General features: G+C 69.9%; 18 protein-coding genes. 10 read left to right on the plus strand and 8 right to left on the minus strand.

Features of this window, described 5'->3' with window-relative positions:
• Positions 1 to 82: 82 nt before the first annotated feature.
• Positions 83 to 625, plus strand: coding sequence for a GNAT family N-acetyltransferase (locus E9232_RS21185; RefSeq protein ID WP_309797197.1), 543 nt, complete (start codon positions 83 to 85; stop codon positions 623 to 625).
• 30 nt (positions 626 to 655) lie between these two features.
• Here E9232_RS21185 and E9232_RS21190 read toward each other — a convergent pair whose 3' ends face one another.
• The 3 genes from E9232_RS21190 to E9232_RS21200 all read right to left on the minus strand — a co-directional run bounded on the left by E9232_RS21190 (position 656) and on the right by E9232_RS21200 (position 3,456).
• Positions 656 to 961, minus strand: coding sequence for a hypothetical protein (locus E9232_RS21190; protein WP_309797199.1), 306 nt, complete (start codon positions 959 to 961; stop codon positions 656 to 658).
• 440 nt (positions 962 to 1,401) lie between these two features.
• A complete protein-coding gene (locus E9232_RS21195; protein WP_309797201.1) occupies positions 1,402 to 2,391 on the minus strand; it encodes an alpha/beta hydrolase in 990 nt (329 codons plus the stop codon).
• 213 nt (positions 2,392 to 2,604) lie between these two features.
• On the minus strand, positions 2,605 to 3,456 hold the full coding sequence (locus tag E9232_RS21200; RefSeq protein ID WP_309797203.1) for a helix-turn-helix domain-containing protein: 852 nt from the start codon (positions 3,454 to 3,456) through the stop codon (positions 2,605 to 2,607).
• Between the two features lie 206 nt (positions 3,457 to 3,662).
• Here E9232_RS21200 and E9232_RS21205 point away from each other — a divergent pair, with 206 nt between their 5' ends.
• The 3 genes from E9232_RS21205 (at position 3,663) to E9232_RS21215 (ending at position 6,430) form a co-directional block, all read left to right on the plus strand.
• A complete protein-coding gene (locus tag E9232_RS21205) occupies positions 3,663 to 4,103 on the plus strand; it encodes a MarR family winged helix-turn-helix transcriptional regulator (protein ID WP_309797204.1) in 441 nt (146 codons plus the stop codon).
• A gap of 226 nt (positions 4,104 to 4,329) precedes the next feature.
• Positions 4,330 to 5,721, plus strand: a complete 1,392-nt coding sequence (locus E9232_RS21210; RefSeq protein ID WP_309797205.1) for an MFS transporter — start codon at positions 4,330 to 4,332, stop codon at positions 5,719 to 5,721.
• Positions 5,722 to 5,797: 76 nt separating this feature from the next.
• A complete protein-coding gene (locus E9232_RS21215; RefSeq protein WP_309797206.1) occupies positions 5,798 to 6,430 on the plus strand; it encodes a LysE family translocator in 633 nt (210 codons plus the stop codon).
• 6 nt (positions 6,431 to 6,436) lie between these two features.
• Here the strand turns inward: E9232_RS21215 and E9232_RS21220 are convergent, their stop codons facing one another.
• Positions 6,437 to 7,213 carry a FadR/GntR family transcriptional regulator gene (locus E9232_RS21220; protein ID WP_309797208.1) on the minus strand — a complete coding sequence of 259 codons (777 nt, stop codon included), beginning with the start codon at positions 7,211 to 7,213 and terminating at the stop codon, positions 6,437 to 6,439.
• A 140-nt stretch (positions 7,214 to 7,353) separates the two neighbouring features.
• On the minus strand, positions 7,354 to 8,193 hold the full coding sequence (locus E9232_RS21225) for an oxidoreductase (protein WP_309797210.1): 840 nt from the start codon (positions 8,191 to 8,193) through the stop codon (positions 7,354 to 7,356).
• A 111-nt stretch (positions 8,194 to 8,304) separates the two neighbouring features.
• Between E9232_RS21225 and E9232_RS21230 the strand changes: the two genes are divergently transcribed.
• Complete coding sequence (locus tag E9232_RS21230; RefSeq protein ID WP_309797211.1) at positions 8,305 to 9,210, plus strand: LysR substrate-binding domain-containing protein; 906 nt, start codon at positions 8,305 to 8,307, stop codon at positions 9,208 to 9,210.
• On the opposite strand, the gene E9232_RS21235 is transcribed toward E9232_RS21230, so the two are convergent.
• Positions 9,211 to 10,188: a lysozyme inhibitor LprI family protein gene (locus E9232_RS21235; RefSeq protein WP_309797213.1), complete on the minus strand. Its 978-nt coding sequence runs from the start codon at positions 10,186 to 10,188 to the stop codon at positions 9,211 to 9,213.
• 206 nt (positions 10,189 to 10,394) lie between these two features.
• On the opposite strand from E9232_RS21235, the gene E9232_RS21240 reads away from it, so the two are divergent.
• Both E9232_RS21240 and E9232_RS21245 read left to right on the plus strand, forming a co-directional pair.
• Positions 10,395 to 11,339 carry a methylenetetrahydrofolate reductase gene (locus E9232_RS21240; protein WP_309797215.1) on the plus strand — a complete coding sequence of 315 codons (945 nt, stop codon included), beginning with the start codon at positions 10,395 to 10,397 and terminating at the stop codon, positions 11,337 to 11,339.
• A 195-nt stretch (positions 11,340 to 11,534) separates the two neighbouring features.
• Positions 11,535 to 12,710, plus strand: a complete 1,176-nt coding sequence (locus E9232_RS21245; protein WP_309797217.1) for an IS481 family transposase — start codon at positions 11,535 to 11,537, stop codon at positions 12,708 to 12,710.
• A gap of 126 nt (positions 12,711 to 12,836) precedes the next feature.
• Here the strand turns inward: E9232_RS21245 and bioD are convergent, their stop codons facing one another.
• Both bioD and E9232_RS21255 read right to left on the minus strand, forming a co-directional pair.
• Positions 12,837 to 13,484 (minus strand): dethiobiotin synthase, encoded by a 648-nt coding sequence (bioD, locus tag E9232_RS21250; protein ID WP_309797219.1) that lies wholly within the window; start codon positions 13,482 to 13,484, stop codon positions 12,837 to 12,839.
• 173 nt (positions 13,485 to 13,657) lie between these two features.
• Positions 13,658 to 14,695, minus strand: coding sequence for a GlxA family transcriptional regulator (locus E9232_RS21255; protein WP_309797221.1), 1,038 nt, complete (start codon positions 14,693 to 14,695; stop codon positions 13,658 to 13,660).
• A gap of 236 nt (positions 14,696 to 14,931) precedes the next feature.
• Here E9232_RS21255 and E9232_RS21260 point away from each other — a divergent pair, with 236 nt between their 5' ends.
• The 3 genes from E9232_RS21260 to E9232_RS21270 all read left to right on the plus strand — a co-directional run bounded on the left by E9232_RS21260 (position 14,932) and on the right by E9232_RS21270 (position 18,714).
• Positions 14,932 to 16,608, plus strand: a complete 1,677-nt coding sequence (locus tag E9232_RS21260) for a formate--tetrahydrofolate ligase (protein WP_309797223.1) — start codon at positions 14,932 to 14,934, stop codon at positions 16,606 to 16,608.
• Positions 16,609 to 16,703: 95 nt separating this feature from the next.
• Positions 16,704 to 17,270 carry a tyrosine phosphatase family protein gene (locus E9232_RS21265; RefSeq protein ID WP_309797226.1) on the plus strand — a complete coding sequence of 189 codons (567 nt, stop codon included), beginning with the start codon at positions 16,704 to 16,706 and terminating at the stop codon, positions 17,268 to 17,270.
• 193 nt (positions 17,271 to 17,463) lie between these two features.
• Positions 17,464 to 18,714 (plus strand): sarcosine oxidase subunit beta family protein, encoded by a 1,251-nt coding sequence (locus E9232_RS21270; RefSeq protein ID WP_309797227.1) that lies wholly within the window; start codon positions 17,464 to 17,466, stop codon positions 18,712 to 18,714.
• The last annotated feature ends 6 nt before the right edge of the window (positions 18,715 to 18,720 follow it).

Below are 18,720 nucleotides of genomic sequence, written 5' to 3' on the forward strand. Positions count from 1 at the left end.
AGAATACCGGACAAGGCCGGCCTGAGACTCGCGGGTCCGGGCCGGCGCTTCGAGGGCCGGCGCGACCGGCGAGAGGCGAACCATGAGATTCGAGACTCCCAGGCTGATCCTGCGCCCCTGGGAAGATTCCGACCGCGTCGACTTCGCGGCGATCAACGCAGACCCCGAGGTCCGGCGGTACTATCATCCCAGCCTGCTGAGCTTTGCCGAGACCAGCGCCGTGATCGACGACGCGATCGCGGCGCTGGCGGAATGCGGCTTCGGCTTCGTGGCGGTCGAACGCAAGGCGGACGGCGCGCTGGTCGGGGGCGGCGGGCTGTCCCGCCCCGGCCCCGAGGTGCCGGGCGACCACCCGGCCGAGATCGGCTGGATCCTCGGCCGCGCCTTCTGGCGCCAGGGCTATGCGACGGAGATCGGCCAGGCCTGCCTCGGCGCCGCCTGGTCCCGCTTCGGCCTGCCGGAGGTGATCGGCTACACCTCGGCGATCAACCTTCCGTCGCGCCGCGCCATGGAACGCCTGGGCCTGGCCCATGTCCGCGACAGCGACTTCGAGGACGTCACGGTTCCGCCGGGCGACGAGCTGCGCCCGCATGTGCTTTATCGGATCGCCCGCCCGGGACTGTGACCGGGCGGGGTCCGACGATGTCGCGGCCTCTCAGGTCCAGGCTGCGATGAAGTTGACGACATAGATGTCCATCGGGTTGTTGCTGCCCTGATCGGTGTAGCCCGTTATCAGGCTGAAGCTGGGCTGCCTGCCGTTTCCACCATCTGTCGACGGGATGACGATCGACGCGGTCACGTATTGGTCGCCCGGGGTAGCCGCCACGACCGGGGGGATCGAAGACGAGCCCTGCAGCGTGATCGTGAACGTGCCCTTGCCGGTCTTTTCGACCGAGAAATTTCCGGAACCGCACAGGATCGAGCCGTCGCTGCCGCTGATGCTGCCGAATGCTTGCTGCATAATAATATGTCCTCATTGTCATAATAAAAATGAAATTTATGATAGTATGGCGACTTCGGATAGTCAATATTTTGCATTTTGACGTATCAAAAAATTGATCTGTATTTTCGATATTTGATAGATGGACTTGTGTATTGGGCTGATCTGTCGAGGTGACGCGGTCCGCCTCTTCCTGGCAGATCCCGCGCCGGTTCGCGATGGGCGGCCTGGACAGCGCTGGCGGAATGCGCCCTGTTCATGGGCAAACAACGAACAAGATATGGGGCACGCAATGAACGTTGCGTCCGTCCCGCGCCTGGGGGCGGACGCCGTCGTCGATGTCGCGAAGGTCGCGATGCCATTCCTCGCCTGGGGCGCGCGGGCGAGGACCGGCTTCGCGGACTGCCGTGTCGCGACACAGGCGCGGCGGAGCAGCCCCGCCGCGCCGAGTCCGTCGTTGGTTACGGCTCGAGATGCCGGCGAAGGCCTTCGCTGGCCTGCTCGATGGCCGCCTCGGTAGAGGGCACGTGGCGCAGCGCGTTCAGCAGTACGAAGTCATGGATCGTGCCGTTGTAGCGGACCGCCGCGACCTCGACGCCGGCCGCCTTCAGCTTCCGGGCATAGGCCTCGCCCTCGTCGCGCAGCGGGTCATTCTCCGCGGTGATGACCAGCGCGGGGGGCAGGCCCTTGAGCTGGTCGATGGTCGCCCGCAGCGGCGACACATAGGGGTTATCGCGCGTCTTCGCATCGGGCGCGTAGAGGTCCCAGCCATACTTCATGAAGGCGCGGGCCAGGAAGCGGCCGGTCCCGTAGTCGTGATAGGATTCGGTATCGACGCTGGCGTCGGTCGCCGGAATGAACAGCACCTGGTAGCTGATCTTCGGCCCGTTGCGGTCCCGGGTCATCAGCGTCAGCGCCGCGGCCATGTTGCCGCCGACCGAGTTGCCGGCCACGGCGACGCGGCTGCCATCCGCGCCGAATTCGCCGGCATGGGCGGAGGCCCATGTCAGCGCGGCGTAGCTCTCCTCCAGCTGGGTCGGAAACTTCGCGGCCGGAAGCGAGGTGTATTCGACGAACACGCCGACCTGCCCGGACCCGACGACGAGGTCGCGCAGCAGGCGCTGATGGTTCTGGAAATTGCCGACGATCCAGACGCCGCCATGGATGAACAGCAGCACGCCCGGCTTCGCGGCCGGGTGGTCGGGCGTCATGACGTACAGCTTCACCGGCCGCCCATCCACGGTGACGGTGCGCTCGGTCGTGGTGACGCCGGACATGTCGACCGCGGTCTGCGACTGCAGGCCGGTCAGGATGTCCTGCGGCTTCGGCTGGGGCAGCTCCCAGAACGGGCTGGGGTCCTTGTTGATCTCGGCCAGGAACGACCGGACCTGGGGATCGATGCGCGGGTCGGTGGCGGGGTCCGGGGACGCGGCCGCGGCAAGCTGGGTCATGAGACAGGCTCCGGTAATCAGGGCTGCGAGTTTCGGTAAGCGGGTCATGGGGGATCCGGTTGTTCGTCCTGGGAGGGGCCGGCTGCGGCCTTGGGCGCGGAACCGGCTTTGAATGCCCCAGGCTAGGAAGGCCGGCCGAGGCGCGTCTTTCCCGAGCCTGCTGTGGTCTTGACCGTGCTTGCGATCGGCCCGGAAATCCGGCCCGGCGGCGGCCTAGCGGACGAGGCGCCGGTATTCGCCCGGGGGCATGCCGGTGGCGCGGCGGAACGCGCGGCTGAAGCTCGCCTGTGAGGAGAAGCGGGACCGGTGCGCGATTTCGCTGAGCGGCAGCCTGCCGACGGCGAGCATGGCCATCGCATTTTCAAGGCGCCGGCGGCTGACATAGCGATAGGGCGGGATGCCGATCGCGGCCGTGAACATCCGGGTGAAATGGAAGGTGCTCAGATGGGCCATCTCAGCCAGGCCTGCGACGACGATCTCATCCTCCAGATGCCGCTCGATGTGGTCCAGCACCCGGCGCAGCCGCGCATTGTCGAGCCGATGCGAACGGCCCGGGCCGGGATCGAGGGCGCTGCTGTCGGCATAGTCGTGCGCCAGCCTGGCTGCGAGCATCAGGGACGAGACCTCCGCGAACATGCGGCCGGTCGAGGTTTCCCGCATCATCTCCGTCAGCACGGACAGGCCGATCTGGCGGATCAGCTCGTCGTTCAGGCCGCCCCGGTACTGGATGGCGTGAACCGGTGATCCGGCGAGGTTGTACCGATCCGCCAGCAGGTTGAACTGCCGGGCCGGCAGATACAGGTGCAAGGCCTCGGGAATCGGGGCGGTGATCGTGATCTCCTCGTCGCCGATGCCGATCGGGGCCAGCCAGATGGTGCCCGATGTCGGCCGGGCCTGCTGCCGCCGCCCCGCACCGGTGCGGATGACGAAGCCGTCATCGGCGCCGCAGACGGCGATGACGATCTCGACGCTCTGCTGGGCGACCGAGACGATCCGGCCGGCGGGATGGGAGCGGAGCTCGGCGGCGATCGTCGACCAGCCGCGGCCGGCGGATGACGCCAGCAACTTCGATCTCGGATATTTCCGTCGGCCATCGGCATGCAGGTCCATGGCGGACACCTCGGGGATACATTAATATCGTGAGCGATATAATCGCTCGATAAATAAATGTGCCCACCGATCGGCGATGTCAATAGCTTGCGATATGATCGTGCGCGATCTATCTAAGGGATGGCGAGACAGGGCTCGCCCGATCAGCCTGGAGTCCCCTCATGTCCGACACAGCCTTGGTCCCGGACGATTTCATCTGCTTCGCGGTCTATTCGGCGGGCCACGCATTCAACCGCGTCTACAAACCGCTGCTGTCGGCCCTGGGGCTGACCTATCCGCAATACCTCGTGCTGGTCGCGCTCTGGGCCAAGGACGACCGGACCGTCGGCAGCCTGGGCGAGACGCTGTTCCTCGAATCGAGCACCTTGACGCCGTTGCTCAAGCGGCTCGAAGGGATGGGGCTTCTGGCGCGCCGTCGCGACCCGGACGACGAGCGCCAGGTGCGCGTGCGCCTGACCGAAGCGGGCGCGGCCTTGCGGGACAAGGCCCGCGACTTCCCGTCCTGCGTCGATGGGGCCACCGGGCTTTCCGAGGATGCCTTGCGAAGGCTGCGGAGCGACATCCTCTCGGTCCGGACGGCTCTGCTGAAGACCGGCGGCTAGTCGGACGGCGCAGGAGCGCCGGATCGCGGCCGCCCCACGCAACGGCCGGCTGCGGCCGATGACGGGTGCCACGGTCGGCAGCGACCGCTTTTGAACGGTACGCTCTGCGGCCTCACCGACCTATCCTCCCTCTCCAGATCGACGTTGCCGGTCACGCATTTTCAAAGCAGTTGCTTTTTTAATCGGCCGGATATAGCAAGAGCCAACTTGCAAAAAGGACGAGACCATGGAGGAGACGATCGGTGGCCGGTGGGGTGAGCTGTTCACCCGGCGCTACGGCGCGGCCGTCGCCACCCTGTGCCTCGGCGTGGCGCTCTACGCCCTCAACGGCTTCCTGGTCTCGACCTCGCTGCCGACTGCGGTGACCGAACTCGGCGGCGTCGACCTGATCAGCTGGGCCTTCACCGTCTATCTGGTGGCGGCGATCGTCGGCGGCGCCGCCGCGGCGATGATCAAGCACCGCATCGGCACCCGCCCGGCGTTGATGGCCTCGGCCGCCGCCTTCCTGGTCGGCACCCTGGTCGCCGGGCTGGCCGGGTCGATGCCGATGGTGCTGGTCGGGCGGCTGTTCCAGGGCGCCGGCGAAGGGGTGATCGCCGCGATCTGCTACGCCCTGATCCCCGAGCTGTTCCCGTCGCGCCTGCTGCCCAAGGTGTTCGGGGCCGAGGCGATCGTCTGGGCGGCCGCCGCCTTCGGCGGGCCGCTCCTGTCCGGCGTGCTCACCGAGACCGTGTCGTGGCGCGCCGCCTTCCTGATCAACGTGCCGCTGATCCTGATCTTCGTCGCGCTGGTCGCCGTGGTGGTGCCGCCGGACCGCGGCGAGCGCAAGCGGGTCGCGGTGCCGTTCCTGCGCCTGTCCGGCTGCGCCGTCGGCATCATGCTGGTCTCGGTCGCCGGCATCGTGCCGCACAGCTGGCAGGCCGCGCTCTGCGTCGCCGCGGCGATGGCGGTGCTGGCCGGGGTGGTGCTGCTCGACCGCCGCAGCGGCGACCGGCTGTTCCCGTCCGACGCCTTCACCTTCCGCTCGACGGTCGGGGCCGGACTGTGGGTGGTGCTGCTGATGCCGCTGGCCCAGGCCGCGACCTCGGTCTACCTCAACATCACCATCCAGCATCTCTGGGGCTACGGCCCGACCATGGCCGGCTATGTCAGCGCCCTGATGGCGCTGTCCTGGAGCGGCTCGGCCATCCTGGTCGCCAATGTCGCCCGGCCCGCGGTGCAGGCGCGGCTGATCCGGGTGGGGCCGTTCCTGCTCGCCGTCGGCCTGCTCGGCGTGATGGTCGCGCTGGTGTCCGGCCAGCCCTGGCTGCTGATGCTGTGCCAGATCCTGATCGGCACCGGCTTCGGCCTGTCCTGGGCCTTCCTCAGCCAGGCGGTGATGGAGGCGGCGCGGCCGGGCGAACGCGACGCCGCCTCGGGCCTGCTGCCGACGCTGCAATCCGGCGGCTATGCCATCGGCGCGGCGGTGTCGGGGCTGGTCGCCAACGAGGCCGGCATGGCCGGGGCCGGCGGCGCGGCCGAGATCATCCATGCCGCCGCCTGGGTGTTCGGCGTCGCCGCCGTGCTCGGCACCCTCGGTTTCCTCGCCAGCTTCGGCGTGCGCCGGGGCGGGCGGTGACGCCGGCGACTCGACACCCGGCGGGCCGCCCCGCTACCGTCGGGACTTCGGCTCACGGGCGCGGAGGAGAGAGGACATGGTGACGGGGTCGATCCTGGCGTTTCTCGGCGTGTCGCTGCTGGTCATCGTCACGCCCGGGCCGGACACCGCGGTGACGGTGCGCAACGCCCTGCTCGGCGGCCGCGCCGGCGGCATCTTCACTGCACTCGGCGTGTCGCTCGGCCAGGCGGTCTGGGCCTTCGCCACCAGCCTCGGCATCGTCGCCCTGCTTGTGGCGTCCGAGCCGCTGTTCCTGGCGGTGAAATACGCCGGGGCCGCCTATCTGGTCTGGCTCGGCCTGCACGCCCTGCGCGCGGCTTGGCGCCCCGGCATGGCCGACGCCGCAACCACGGCGCCGGCGCGGCGGCTCGGCCGGGGCACGGCGTTCCGCCAGGGGCTGGTCAGCGATCTCGGCAATCCGAAGATGGCGGTGTTCTTCGCCAGCCTGCTGCCGCAATTCGTGCCGGACGGGCAGCCCGCCTTCATTGCCTTCCTGGCCCTCGGGCTGGTGTTCAGCCTGATGACCTTCGCCTGGCTCGCCGCCTATGCCGTCGCCGTGGCCAGGGCCGGCGACGTGCTGCGCCGGCCGCGCATCCGTCGCGCCATCGAGGGCATCACCGGCGTGCTGCTGATCGCGCTCGGCCTGCGCATCGCCGCCGAACAGCGCTGATCGGGATCACGACCCGGCGTCGGGCTCGTCGCCCGGCGCCGGGTCGCCGCGGCCCAGCACGCGCAGCCGGGCGTTCTCGATGTGGCGGCGCATGGCGTTGCGGGCGCCGTCGGGGTCGCGCCGGCGGATGGCCTCGACCACGGCGACATGCTCGTCCTGCACCAGGCGCAGCCGCGACCGGTTGTGCGCCAGCGACAGGATGCGGGCGACATGGATGCCGTTCAGCACATGCCGGCCCAGGCTCTCCAGCGCCGTGGTGAACAGGTCGTTCTGCGCCGCCCGGGCGACGGCGATGTGGAAGGCGTTGTCCTCCTCCGCCCCCAACGCGCCGGTCTCGATCACCCGGTCCAGGGCGGCCAGCGCCTCCTCGATCGCCGTCAGCTCGGCCGCGGTGTGCCGCTCGGCGGCCAGGCAGGCGGCCTCGCCCTCCAGCGCCACCCGGAACTCGAAGCAGCGCATCAGGTCGGCGATGCTGCCGATCGGCGCGACGCTCTGGAACTCGGTGCGCGGCCGGTGGCGGACGAAGCTGCCGGCGCCGTGGCGGGCGGCGACCAGCCCGTCCGCCTGCAGCCGCGACAGCGCCTCGCGCACCACCGGCCGCGACACGCCGAACAGGCCGCCCAGCCGGGTCTCCGACGGCAGCTTGTCGCCCTCCGCGAACTCGCCCGAGACGATCTTGGCCAGCACCTGCTCATAGAGCTGGTCTGCCAGCTTCGCCGACCGCACGGGGGGCTGGAAGTCGGGGGTCGGTTCGGGCGCGGCGTCGCGGGTCGGCCGGGGCAAGGGACGGGTGCTCCTGTGTGTCGGGCGCCGGCGGCGCCCGCGCCCACTGTGCCGCGGCGCCCGAGGCTTCGACAATGGCCGGTCCTTGGCTTCTCCTTCACGATAGAGGCGGTGAACTCCGTGGAGGGGCTGCCGATCGGCTAGGCCCCGATCGCTTCGACCCGGGTCGCCAGCGCCACCGCCTCCCAGGCCTTCAGCTCGGCCAGCAGGGTCTCGGCATGCTCGCGCACCATGGCCACGGCATCGGCGCCCAGCTGCAGCCGCAGCGGCGTCCGCGCCGCCGCCAGCGCCCGTTCGACCGCGGCGGGGACCTTGCGCGGGTCGCCCTCCTGGGCCTCGTGCAGGCCGCGGGCGAAGTCGCGGGTCTTGCCGACCGTCTCAGCATAGGCGGCCATCACCGGCATGGGACGCAGGGCGCCGCCATGGAAGCCGGTGCGGAACGCGCCGGGCTCGACGATCAGCACCTTGATGCCGAACGGCGCCAGCTCCTGCGCCAGAGCCTCCGACAGGCCTTCGAGCGCGAATTTCGAGGCCGAATAGGCGCTGAACCCGGCGAAGGACAGCTGCCCGCCCAGGCTGGAGATGTTGACGATCGCCCCGCGGCGCTGGGCCCGCAGCACCGGCAGCGCGGCACGGATCACGGCGGCGGCGCCGAAGAAATTGGTCTCCATCTGCGCCCGCAGCTCGGCCTCCGGCGTCTCCTCGACCGCGCCGACGATGCCGTAGCCGGCGTTGTTGACCAGCACGTCGATGCCGCCGAAGCGCGCCACCGCCGCATCGACCGCCGCCTGGGCGGCGCCCGGCCGGTCGACGTCGAGCGGCAGGACCAGCACCCGGTCGGGCGCCTGCGCCGCCAGGTCGTCCAGCTTCGCGACGGTGCGGACCGCGGCGACCACGGCGTCGCCCTGGGCCAGGGCATGGTCGGCGAAGGCGCGGCCGAAGCCGGACGAGGCGCCGGTGATGAACCAGGTCTTGGGCATGATGCTCTCCGGATCGGACCCCGGAATGGGGGTGTGCGGAGAAGGATGGCCTGCGATCGGTTCGTTGATAATATGGTTCAGTTCGTAATGACTGTGCGATCGGGTGCATGAATGGATCGTGACCTGCTGCCCCATCTGCCGGTGGTCCTGGCCGTGGCCCGGCGCGGCGGCTTCGCGGCGGCGGCGGGGGAGCTGGGGATGAGCCCGTCCGCGGTCAGCCACGCCGTGCGGATGGTCGAGGACCGGATCGGCGCGCCGCTGTTCGCCCGCACCACCCGCAGCGTCGCGCTGACCGAGGCGGGGCAGGGCTTCGTCGCCACCCTCGGCCCGGCGCTGCAGGACCTGCAGGACGGGCTCGAACGGCTGCGCCTGGCCGGCGGCCGGGTGACCGGGGTGCTGCGCCTCAACGTGCCGCGCATCGCCCAGCCGATCGCGCTGACCCCGATCCTGCTGGAACTGGCCCGGCGCCATCCGGAGCTGGTGGTCGAGGTCACCAGCGATGACCGGCTGGCCGACATCGTCGCCGAAGGCTTCGACGCCGGGGTGCGCCTGGGCGGCATGATCGCGCAGGACATGGTGGCGGTGCGGCTGACCCCGCCGTTCCGGGCGATCATGGTGGCGGCGCCGGCCTATCTCGCGGCGCGGGGCGAACCGGCCGCCATCGCCGAGCTGGCCCGGCACAACTGCATCGGCTTCCGCCTGCTCGCTTCCGGCGGCGTCTATGCCTGGGACCTGGTGCAGGATGGCGAGGACGTCGCGGTCGGCGTGACCGGCACGGTGCGGGTCACCGATTCCAGCTACGCCAAGGACCTCGCCTTGGCCGGCGCCGGCATCGCCTATGTGTTCGAACCGCTGGTCCGGCAGGAGCTGCGCGACGGCCGGCTGCGCTGGCTGCTGCCGGCGACGGCGATCGAGGAGGCCGGGCTGTTCCTCTACCACCCCCGGCGCGCCGGCACCGCGCCGAAGCTGCGCGCCTTCATCGACGTGGCGAAGGAAATCCTGGCCGCGGCGGCCTAGCTAGCTGCGGGGCAGCGGCGCGTCGGGCTTCGCCGCCTTGCGCAGCACCGGCCAGGGAATGGTGCAGTCATACGACCCTTCGGCATAGGCGCCGATCTCATAGGCGTCGTAATGGATGGCGGCCCCGTCGCGGCGGAACTGCCACGACTCGATGGTCCGGATGCCGTCCCCCACGGCCTTGTCGGTCAGGTCGCCATCGACCGCATCGGCGTCCGCGCCGCGGCGGATCTTTTCCTGGCGCAACTGGGCACGGCAGAGATTGGTCAGGGCCGTGACGCCCTTGTCGTCGACCAGGTCGTCGGCCTTCAGCGCCCGCCCCAGCATCGGCGCGTAATTGGCGGCCGCCTGCACGCCCTGCCCATGCGCGCCGCCATGGTCGACGTAAATATCGAACAGCACCGATACCAGCTCGCCGCTGTCATAGGTGATGGTGTAGCCGGCGTCGTAGCTGTAGTGCGGATCATCGTCGACCGGGTCGTCGGCGGTCTTTGCTGCCGCCTGCAGCAGCGCGTCGAGCCCGGGCGCAGGGCCTGCCCCGGCCGCGAGCTGCGGCACGGCGATCGACACCTCGACCTTGTGCGCCGGCTCGATCCGCTCGCTGAAGCTCGGGCGGAAGGGCAGGGCGCCCGGGCCGGCATACTCCGCTTCGCCGGTCAGGAGGCGGTGGCGGGACTCGGTCTCCCGTGCCAGGCAGGCGCCGTCGATCCTGACCGTTTCCTGGCTCCAGTCGCGGCAGCGCGCCTCACGCTGCTGCAGCCAGCTGCGCTGGTTGCGCAGCAGCACCTGGCCGTGGGCTTTGTCCATCCCGGCTTGCAGGGCGGCATAGGCGGCGCTCATGGCGTCATCGGCCCGCTTGGCCTCCGGCGTGGCGCAGATCGTGGTCTCGATCGGGGATTTCGCCTTGGCGCAATCGAAGGCCAGGGCAGGGGCGGTGGTGCCGGCCAGCAGCAGGGCGGCGAGCAGAAGCGGGGCGCGCATGCGGTCCTCCGGGCGTGGTGACCGGCCCAGGTCACCAGCCGACCATGTCGAAATTGGGGATGGCCGCCCGGCCGGACCTGTCGCAATCGCGCCGCGGTGTCGCCTTCCGGACAGTTCCGGTCGTCGCCGATGCAGCAGGAAAGCCCCGTCATCACCATCTTCTATTCACGCGCCGGTGCTGGCGCCGTGCCCATGGAGGTCGGTGAATGCTCGGGTTCAATCGGTCGACCGCGAAGATCGTCTCCCTGCCCACGCCGAAGACGGCGGTGGTCGATCTGTTCCGCGGCTTGTCGATCGAGACCGCCCCAGGCATCGCCGCCAAGACCGCCAGCTACGGCGCGCATCTGGCGCCCCAGACCCCCGTCTACATCACCATGCTGCCGGGCGCCGATCTCGGCGAGATCGTGCAGACCGCGGCGCGGCTGCGCGGCGAAGGCCTGGTGCCGGTGCCGCACATCGCCGCCCGCAGCCTGGCAAGCCACGCCCAGCTCGACGACCATCTGCGCCGCCTCGCCGGCGAAGCGGCGGTCGACCAAGTGCTGGTGATCGGCGGCGGCGTCTCGACCCCCGCCGGCCCGTTCGACCGCAGCATGCAGGTGCTGGAGACCGGGCTGCTGCAGAAGCATGGCATCAAGACCATCGGCGTCGCCGGCCACCCCGAGGGCAGCAAGGACATCCCGGCCGACGAGATCGCCCGCGCCGTGGCCGAGAAGAACGCCTATGCCAAGGCGACCGGCACGGCGATGTATATCGCCACCCAGTTCTGCTTCGACCCCGAGGCGATCATCGCCTGGGATCGCAGCCTGCGCCGCGCCGGCAACGAGCTGCCGATCCATCTCGGCCTGGCCGGCCCGGCCAAGCTGAAGAGCCTGATCCACTATGCCGCGATGTGCGGCGTCGGCCCGTCGATCCGCTTCCTGACCCGCCAGGCGATGAACATCGCCAAGCTGGCCTCGGTGTCGGTGCCGGACAAGCTGCTGGTCGAACTCGCCGACTACCGCACCAAGGAGGCCGATTGCGGCCTGGCCCAGCTGCACCTGTTCGCCTTCGGCGGGCTGGAGCGGTCGGCGCGCTGGGTCAAGGCGATGCAGGATGGCCGCTTCACCTTCGACGGCCGCGGCGGCTTCGCCATGGACGAGTCGCTGGACTGATCCGTCCCGTCCTTCCGGAACGAAGACGGGCGCCCCTGGGGCGCCCGTTCTGTTTCTGTGTGGCTGGGCTAATGTCGCCGTCCCTACACTCTGTCATTGCCCGGCTTGATGTATGGCCCGGGGAGATCCCTGACAGGTGTTCGGAGACATGACTGACACATAGTGCCGTGGCATTGGCTTCTGAGGAGGCGAGCCATGGCGTGGCAGGAGATGTCGGTCATGGAGCAGCGTCGGGAGTTTGTCCGGCTGGCGGGACAGGAAGGGGCGAACCGGCGGGAGTTGTGCCGTCGGTTCGGGATCAGCCCGGATGTGGGCTACAAGTGGCTGGGTCGCTGGCAGTCGGGCGATGCCGAGCTGGCGGACCGGTCGCGCCGGCCGCATGAGAGCCCGGGGCGCAGCGCGGCGGCGACGGAAGCAGCGGTGCTGGCGGTGCGCGATGCGCATCCGGCCTGGGGCGCCCGCAAGATCGCGGCCTGCCTGATCCGCGACGGGAGCAGGCCGCCGGCGATCTCGACCGTGCACGAGATCCTGCGCCGGCATGGCCGGATCGATCCTGAAGCCGCCGGCTCGGGCCAGCCCTTCCAACGCTTCGAGAAGGACGAGCCCAACCAGCTCTGGCAGATGGACTTCAAGGGCTGGGTGCCGCTGGTCGGGGGCCAGCGGTGCCATCCCCTGACCATGCTCGACGACCATTCGCGCTATGCGCCCAGCCTGCAGGCCTGCGCCGATGAGCAAAGCCGGACCGTGCAGGGCCATCTGCGGGCGGCCTTCCGCCGCCACGGCCTGCCGCAGGCGATCTTCGTCGACAACGGCTCCCCTTGGGGCGACGCCTCGGGAGAGCGCTGGACCCGGCTCGGCGTCTGGCTGCTCAAGCTCGGCGTCCGGGTCCTGCACAGCCGGCCCTATCACCCGCAGAGCCGGGGCAAGATCGAGCGCTTCCACCGCACCCTCGCCGCCGAGGTCTTCGCCCTCGAAGCCTTCTCCAACCTCGCCGCGGTCCAGCGCGCCTTCGATCGCTGGCGCGAGGTCTACAACTGGCAGCGCCCCCACCAGGCGCTCGATCATCGGGTCCCGGGCAGCCGCTACCGCTCCAGCCCCCGCGCCATGCCCAGGCACCTGCCCGAGGTCGAGTACGACAGCCACGACATCGTCCGCACCGTCGGCACCACTAAGGCTTATGTCAGCTTCCGCGGCCGGCCCTGGAAAGTGCCGCAGGCCTTCCGGGGCGAGCGCGTCGCCATCCGACCACTCACCACCGATGGCCACTTCGGCGTCTTCTTCGCCAGCCACCTCATCGCCACCATCGACTTGACCAACACCAAACCTGTCAGCCATGTCTCCGAACAGGTGTCCGCCATGTCACCGGGCTGAACACTTGACCGGGCAATCCAGGGGCCACCAAAAGCCGCTCTGGCCGCCCCTGGATGCCACGGTCAAGCCGTGGCATGACAGAGTAAGAGCTGAGTTTCGGTCGAACTGAGCGTCGCTCAACCCAACCTAAGCGGCGATGGCTTCGGCCAGGATCTCGCCCAGGGGCGGCACGGCATGCGCCAGCTCGGCGATCACGGCGCGGGTGACGCGCTGCAGCTCCGGGATCTCGAAGATCACCGGCACGCCGCCATGCTTCTCGATCGCGGCGCGGTTGCCGCCGTTCAGCGGGCCGTTCATCACCACCCCGGCGATCGGGATCTTGCGGGCGCGCAGCGCCTCGATCGTCAGCAGGGTGTGGTTGATCGTGCCGCGGGCGCTGCGCGCCACCACGATGGTGGGGTAGCGCCACACCGACAGCAGGTCGACCGCCAGGGTCGAGCAGTCCAGCGGCACCATCAGCCCGCCGCCCGGGCCTTCGATCAGCAGCGGCCGGGTCGAGAACGGCGGCACGATCGCGGCCGGGTCGATCTCGCTCTCCTCCAGCGCGGCGGCGGCCACGGGGGCCAGCGGCGCCTGGAAGGAATAGCGCGGCGCCTGCAGCCGGTCGGCGGACATGCCGGTCAGCGCGGCGATGGTCGCGGTGTCTCCCGGCTCCTCGGCCAGGCCGGTCTGCACCGGCTTCCAGTAATCCGCGTCCCAGGCGACGGCCAGGCAGGCGCAGGCGAGGGTCTTGCCGACATCGGTGTCGGTGCCGGTCACAAAGAATCTTGTCATGGGGTGCTGCAGGTCTCGACGACGGGGCGGGCGGCGGCCAGAAAGGCCTGCCAGGTCCGGTCTACGGGCATTCGGGTCCGGGATGCCGTTACGCGAAGCCACGGACTATGCACAGAACCATCCTCCGATGCGAGTCCCCTCATGACGCAGCGCAGCAAAGCTGGGCTGCGTCGTCAAGCGGGGATCTTCTGGCGCACCGGCCGTTCCGGCATCGGCACCCCGCGCAGGATGGCGTTCGCCCGCTCCTCGCGCGGCGACCGGCCATAGAGCTGGCGGTAGCATTTCGAGAAATGCGACGCCGAGACGAAGCCGCAGGCCAGGGCCAGATCGACGATCGGCAGGTCGCTCTGGTTGATCAGGTGCTGCGCCCGTTCCAGCCGCAGCTCGAGGTAGTAATGCGCCGGGCTGTGGCCCAGCTGCTTGCGGAACAGCCGCTCCAGCTGGCGGCGCGACAGCCCGACATGGGCGGCCAGCTCCTCCTGCGGCAGCGGTTCGGCGATGTTCGCCTCCATCAGCTCGATCGCCGAGACCAGCTTCGGGTTGTGCACGCCGAGCCGGGCGCGCAGCGGCAGGCGCTGGCGGTCGTGCGGGCTGCGGATGCGGTCGACCAGGCACTGCTCGGACACCTTGGTGGCGAGGTCGCGGCCCTGCCGCAATGCGATCAGGTGCAGCATCATGTCGATCGCCGCGGTGCCGCCGGAGCAGGTGAAGCGGTTGCGGTCGACCTCGAACAGGTCGCTCGACACCGGGATCTCGGGGAAGGTCTCGGCGAAGCCGGGCAGGTTCTCCCAATGGATGGCGCAGCGGTGGCCGCCCAGCAGGCCGGCGCGGGCCAGCAGGTGCGAGCCGGTGCACAGCGCGCCGATGCCGACGCCCTGGCGCTCGGCCCGGCGCAGCCAGGCGAAGACCTCGTCGTCGCGGTAGCGCTCGATGCCCAGGCCGGAGCAGGCGAAGATCATGTCGAGCGGCTTGGAGATACCGGACTGGCGGCTCAGCTCGGCCAGCGCGGTGTCGACGCCGACGCTGATGCCGTTGCTGGCCTTGACCGGCTGCCCGTCCTTGGACAGCACGATCCAGCGGTACAGCGTCTTGTCGGCCATGCGGTTCGCGATGCGCAGCGGTTCGACCGCCGAGGTGAAGGCGATCATCGAGAACTGCGGAATCAGCAGGAACCCGATGGTCTCGGTGTCGAACCCTGAATCCTGGCCCATTGGTCCCTCTGCCTCCCGGCGGCGTTTGCGCCTGCCTGCCGAATCGGTAGCACGGGTCGCAAATTCGACAAAGAGGCTACATGCGACGGGCTGGATGGGGGCGGACAGCGGAAACGCATGGCTCGCGGCCCGATCCGCGGGGTGTCGCATCGGGGTCGCGCAATGTCGCCGCAGACGGGGCCGCCTTCGGGATGCTATGCGACGATGGCTCAAAACGCTGGCTTGGGGGCAGATTCATGTCGGTACCGTCGGATATCGAGGTCGCGCGCGCCGCGAAGATGCGGCCGGTGGTCGAGATCGGGGCGAAGCTCGGGATCCCGGCCGATGCGCTCTACAGTTACGGCCCGAACATCGCCAAGCTGGCCTCCGGCTTCGTCGACGGGCTCGGGGACCGGCCCGACGGCAAGCTGATCCTGGTCACCGCCATCACCCCGACGCCGGCGGGCGAGGGCAAGACCACCACCACCGTCGGCCTCGGCGACGGGCTGAACCGGATCGGCAAGAAGGCGGCGATCTGCCTGCGCGAGCCCTCGCTGGGGCCCTGCTTCGGGGTCAAGGGCGGCGCCGCCGGCGGCGGCTATGCCCAGGTGGTGCCGATGGAGCAGATCAACCTGCACTTCACCGGCGACTTCCACGCCATCGGCAGCGCCCACAACCTGCTGTCGGCCCTGCTCGACAACCACATCTACTGGGGCAACGCGCTCGACATCGACACCCGCCGGGTCACCTGGCGGCGGGTGATGGACATGAACGACCGGGCGCTGCGCGGCATCGTCACCAGCCTGGGCGGCGCCGCCAACGGCTTCCCGCGCGAGGACGGGTTCGACATCACCGTGGCGTCGGAGGTGATGGCGATCTTCTGCCTGGCGAAGGACCTGAAGGACCTGGAGGCGCGGCTGGGCCGCATCATCGTCGGCCACACCCGCAGCCGCAAGCCGGTCACGGCCAAGGACCTGAAGGCGGACGGGCCGATGACCGTGCTGCTGAAGGACGCGTTCATGCCCAACCTGGTGCAGACGCTGGAGAACAACCCGGCCTTCGTCCATGGCGGCCCCTTCGCCAACATCGCCCATGGCTGCAACTCGGTGATGGCGACCAAGACGGCGCTGAAGCTGGCCGACTACGTCGTCACCGAGGCCGGCTTCGGCGCCGATCTCGGGGCCGAGAAGTTCTTCGACATCAAGTGCCGCAAGGCCGGCCTGAAGCCGGTGGCGGCGGTGATCGTCGCCACCGTCCGCGCCCTGAAGATGCATGGCGGCGTGGCGAAGGAGGATCTGGGGCGCGAGAACGTCGCGGCGCTGAAGAAGGGCCTGGCCAATCTCGGCCGCCACATCCGCAATGTCGGCCAGTTCGGGGTGCAGGCGGTGGTGGCGATCAACCGCTTCGTCGCCGACGCCGAGGCCGAGCTGCAGGCGGTCGGCGACTATTGCGCCGAACATGGCGTCGAAGCGCAGGTCTGCACCCATTGGGCCGACGGCGGCGCTGGTGCCGAGGATCTGGCGCGCAAGGTGGTGGCCCTGGCCGATGGCGGCCATTCGCAGTTCCGCACCCTGTACGACGACGACGTGCCGCTGTGGGAGAAGATGCGGACCATCGCGACCTCGATCTACGGCGCCGACGACGTCATCGCCGACAAGCAGGTGCGCGACCAGTTCGTCCAGTACCAGAAGGGCGGCTACGGCCATTTCCCGATCTGCGTCGCCAAGACCCAGTACAGCTTCTCCACCGACCCGGCGCTGAAGGGGGCGCCGTCGCACCATGTCGTGCCGGTGCGCGAGCTGCGGCTGTCGGCCGGGGCGGAGTTCCTGGTCGCGGTCTGCGGCGACATCATGACCATGCCCGGCCTGCCCAAGGTGCCCGCCGCCAACGCCATCCGGCTGGACAGCGACGGCCAGGTGGAAGGGTTATTCTAGGGCGCATTCCGGCCCCGCACGGCTGACGCACCCCTTCGGCGTTTGACCCGGCGGCGGCCGGGCGGGGACAATGCGGCAGACACAAGGGAAGACCGATGCTGCTGCACCCCGACCGCCATCTCACCGTCTGCGGGCTCGACGAGATCGCCGGCTTCAGCGCCGCCGGCGTCACCCATGTGCTGTCGATCGCCGATCCCGGCACCCCGGCCGAGACCTATTTCGACGGCTTCGCGGCGCATCGCCGGCTGGACCTGCGCTTCCACGACATCATCGACGAGCTGCCGGGCCACGTCTTCCCGACGCCGGACCATGTCGCCTCGATCCTCGAATTCGGCGAGGCGATGGCGGCCGAGGGCGAAAGCCTGCGGCACCTGCTGGTGCATTGCCACATGGGCGTGTCGCGCTCGACCGCGGCGATGCTGATGCTGATCGCCCAGCGCCATCCCGGCGAGGAGGAGAAGGCGGTGGCGCGGCTGGCCGCGATCCGGCCCCAGGCCTGGCCGAACACGGTGATGATCGACTACGCCGAGGCCCAGCTCGGCACCCAGGGCCGGCTGCGCGAGGCGCTGCGCCCGCAATACCGCCGCGTCGCGGTCGAGCAGCCGGAGCTGATGGCGCTGCTGCGCCGGGTCGGCCGCACCCGCGAGATCCCGACCGACTGAGGCCGCCGCCTCGCTTCTTTGCGACATCGCCGCACCGGCCGGCCGGCGCCGGCGGTCCCAGCCGGGCCGCGGGCCGCGGGCCGCCCGCCGCCGGCCTTGGCGCAGGGCGACGCCTCGATGTCGCGCCTAAGCTCGCGACCGGCGGCCCGCTTCTGCACGATGCCCACGCTCTCCCCGGACCGGCCACGGATCGATGACGCGCTATTCCCTCTTCGCCCTCGCGCGCAATGCGCTGTCGCACCATGAAGGCTGGCAGAAGGCGTGGCGTTCGCCCGAGCCCAAGCCGGCCTACGACGTGGTCATCGTCGGCGGCGGCGGGCACGGCCTGGCCACCGCCCACTATCTGGCGAAAGAGCACGGCATCACCAATGTCGCGGTGCTGGAGAAGGGCTGGATCGGCGGCGGCAACACCGGCCGCAACACCACCATCGTCCGCTCCAACTACCTGTTCGACGCCTCGGCCTTCATCTACGAGCACGCGCTGAAGCTGTGGGAAGGCCTGTCGGCCGACCTCAACTACAACGTGATGTTCAGCCAGCGCGGCGTGATGAACATCTGCCACGACCCGCATGAGGCGCGCGAGCTGATGCGCCGGCTGCACGCCAACCGGCTGAACGGCATCGACAGCGACTGGCTGACCCGCGAACAGGTGCTGGAATTCTGCCCGGCGCTGAACCCGGACCAGAGCATCCGCTTCCCGGTCTATGGCGGCACCGTGCAGCGCCGCGCCGGCACTGCCCGGCACGACGCCGTGGCCTGGGGCTATGCCCGCGCCGCCGACAGCCGCGGCGTCGACATCATCCAGAACTGCGAGGTCACCGGCTTCCGCACCGAACAGGGCCGCGTCGTCGGGGTCGAGACCAGCCGCGGCTATATCGGCGCCGGCAAGGTCGGGGTGGTCGCCGCCGGCCACAGCTCGGTGCTGGCCAACCTCGCCGGCTTCCGCCTGCCCTTGGAAAGCCACCCGCTGCAGGCGCTGGTGTCCGAGCCGATCAAGCCGGTGATCGACTGCGTGGTGATGTCGAACGCGGTGCACGCCTATGTCAGCCAGTCCGACAAGGGCGAGCTGGTGATCGGCGCCGGTATCGACGGCTACGTCTCCTATTCCCAGCGCGGCGGCTTCGCGGTGATCGAGGAGACGCTGGGCGCGATCGTCGAGATGTTCCCGATCTTCAGCCGCATGCGCATGCTGCGGCAATGGGCCGGCATCGTCGACGTGTCGCCGGATGCCAGCCCGATCATCGGCAAGACCCCGGTCGAGAACCTGTTCATCAACTGCGGCTGGGGCACCGGCGGCTTCAAGGCCACCCCGGGATCCGGCCACGTCTTCGCCCACACCATCGCCCGGGGCGAGCCCAACGCCATCGCCGCCCCCTTCGCGCTCGACCGCTTCAGCTCCGGCGCGCTGGTGGCCGAGCACGGCGCCGCCGCCGTGGCGCATTGAAGAGGG

This window comes from Inquilinus ginsengisoli (assembly GCF_031453975.1).
In the GTDB taxonomy this organism is placed as follows: Bacteria; Pseudomonadota; Alphaproteobacteria; order DSM-16000; family Inquilinaceae; genus Inquilinus; species Inquilinus ginsengisoli_A.

Coding starts and splice junctions, on each gene's coding strand:
- E9232_RS21230 (WP_309797211.1), top strand. CDS start 8,305: ATGGATCGTGACCTGCTGCCCCATCTGCCGGTGGTCCTGGCCGTGGCC.
- E9232_RS21245 (WP_309797217.1), top strand. CDS start 11,535: ATGGCGTGGCAGGAGATGTCGGTCATGGAGCAGCGTCGGGAGTTTGTC.
- E9232_RS21210 (WP_309797205.1), top strand. CDS start 4,330: ATGGAGGAGACGATCGGTGGCCGGTGGGGTGAGCTGTTCACCCGGCGC.
- E9232_RS21195 (WP_309797201.1), bottom strand. CDS start 2,391: ATGACCCAGCTTGCCGCGGCCGCGTCCCCGGACCCCGCCACCGACCCG.
- E9232_RS21225 (WP_309797210.1), bottom strand. CDS start 8,193: ATGCCCAAGACCTGGTTCATCACCGGCGCCTCGTCCGGCTTCGGCCGC.
- E9232_RS21185 (WP_309797197.1), top strand. CDS start 83: ATGAGATTCGAGACTCCCAGGCTGATCCTGCGCCCCTGGGAAGATTCC.
- E9232_RS21190 (WP_309797199.1), bottom strand. CDS start 961: ATGCAGCAAGCATTCGGCAGCATCAGCGGCAGCGACGGCTCGATCCTG.
- E9232_RS21205 (WP_309797204.1), top strand. CDS start 3,663: ATGTCCGACACAGCCTTGGTCCCGGACGATTTCATCTGCTTCGCGGTC.
- bioD (WP_309797219.1), bottom strand. CDS start 13,484: ATGACAAGATTCTTTGTGACCGGCACCGACACCGATGTCGGCAAGACC.
- E9232_RS21240 (WP_309797215.1), top strand. CDS start 10,395: ATGCTCGGGTTCAATCGGTCGACCGCGAAGATCGTCTCCCTGCCCACG.
- E9232_RS21265 (WP_309797226.1), top strand. CDS start 16,704: ATGCTGCTGCACCCCGACCGCCATCTCACCGTCTGCGGGCTCGACGAG.
- E9232_RS21235 (WP_309797213.1), bottom strand. CDS start 10,188: ATGCGCGCCCCGCTTCTGCTCGCCGCCCTGCTGCTGGCCGGCACCACC.
- E9232_RS21215 (WP_309797206.1), top strand. CDS start 5,798: ATGGTGACGGGGTCGATCCTGGCGTTTCTCGGCGTGTCGCTGCTGGTC.
- E9232_RS21270 (WP_309797227.1), top strand. CDS start 17,464: ATGACGCGCTATTCCCTCTTCGCCCTCGCGCGCAATGCGCTGTCGCAC.
- E9232_RS21260 (WP_309797223.1), top strand. CDS start 14,932: ATGTCGGTACCGTCGGATATCGAGGTCGCGCGCGCCGCGAAGATGCGG.
- E9232_RS21255 (WP_309797221.1), bottom strand. CDS start 14,695: ATGGGCCAGGATTCAGGGTTCGACACCGAGACCATCGGGTTCCTGCTG.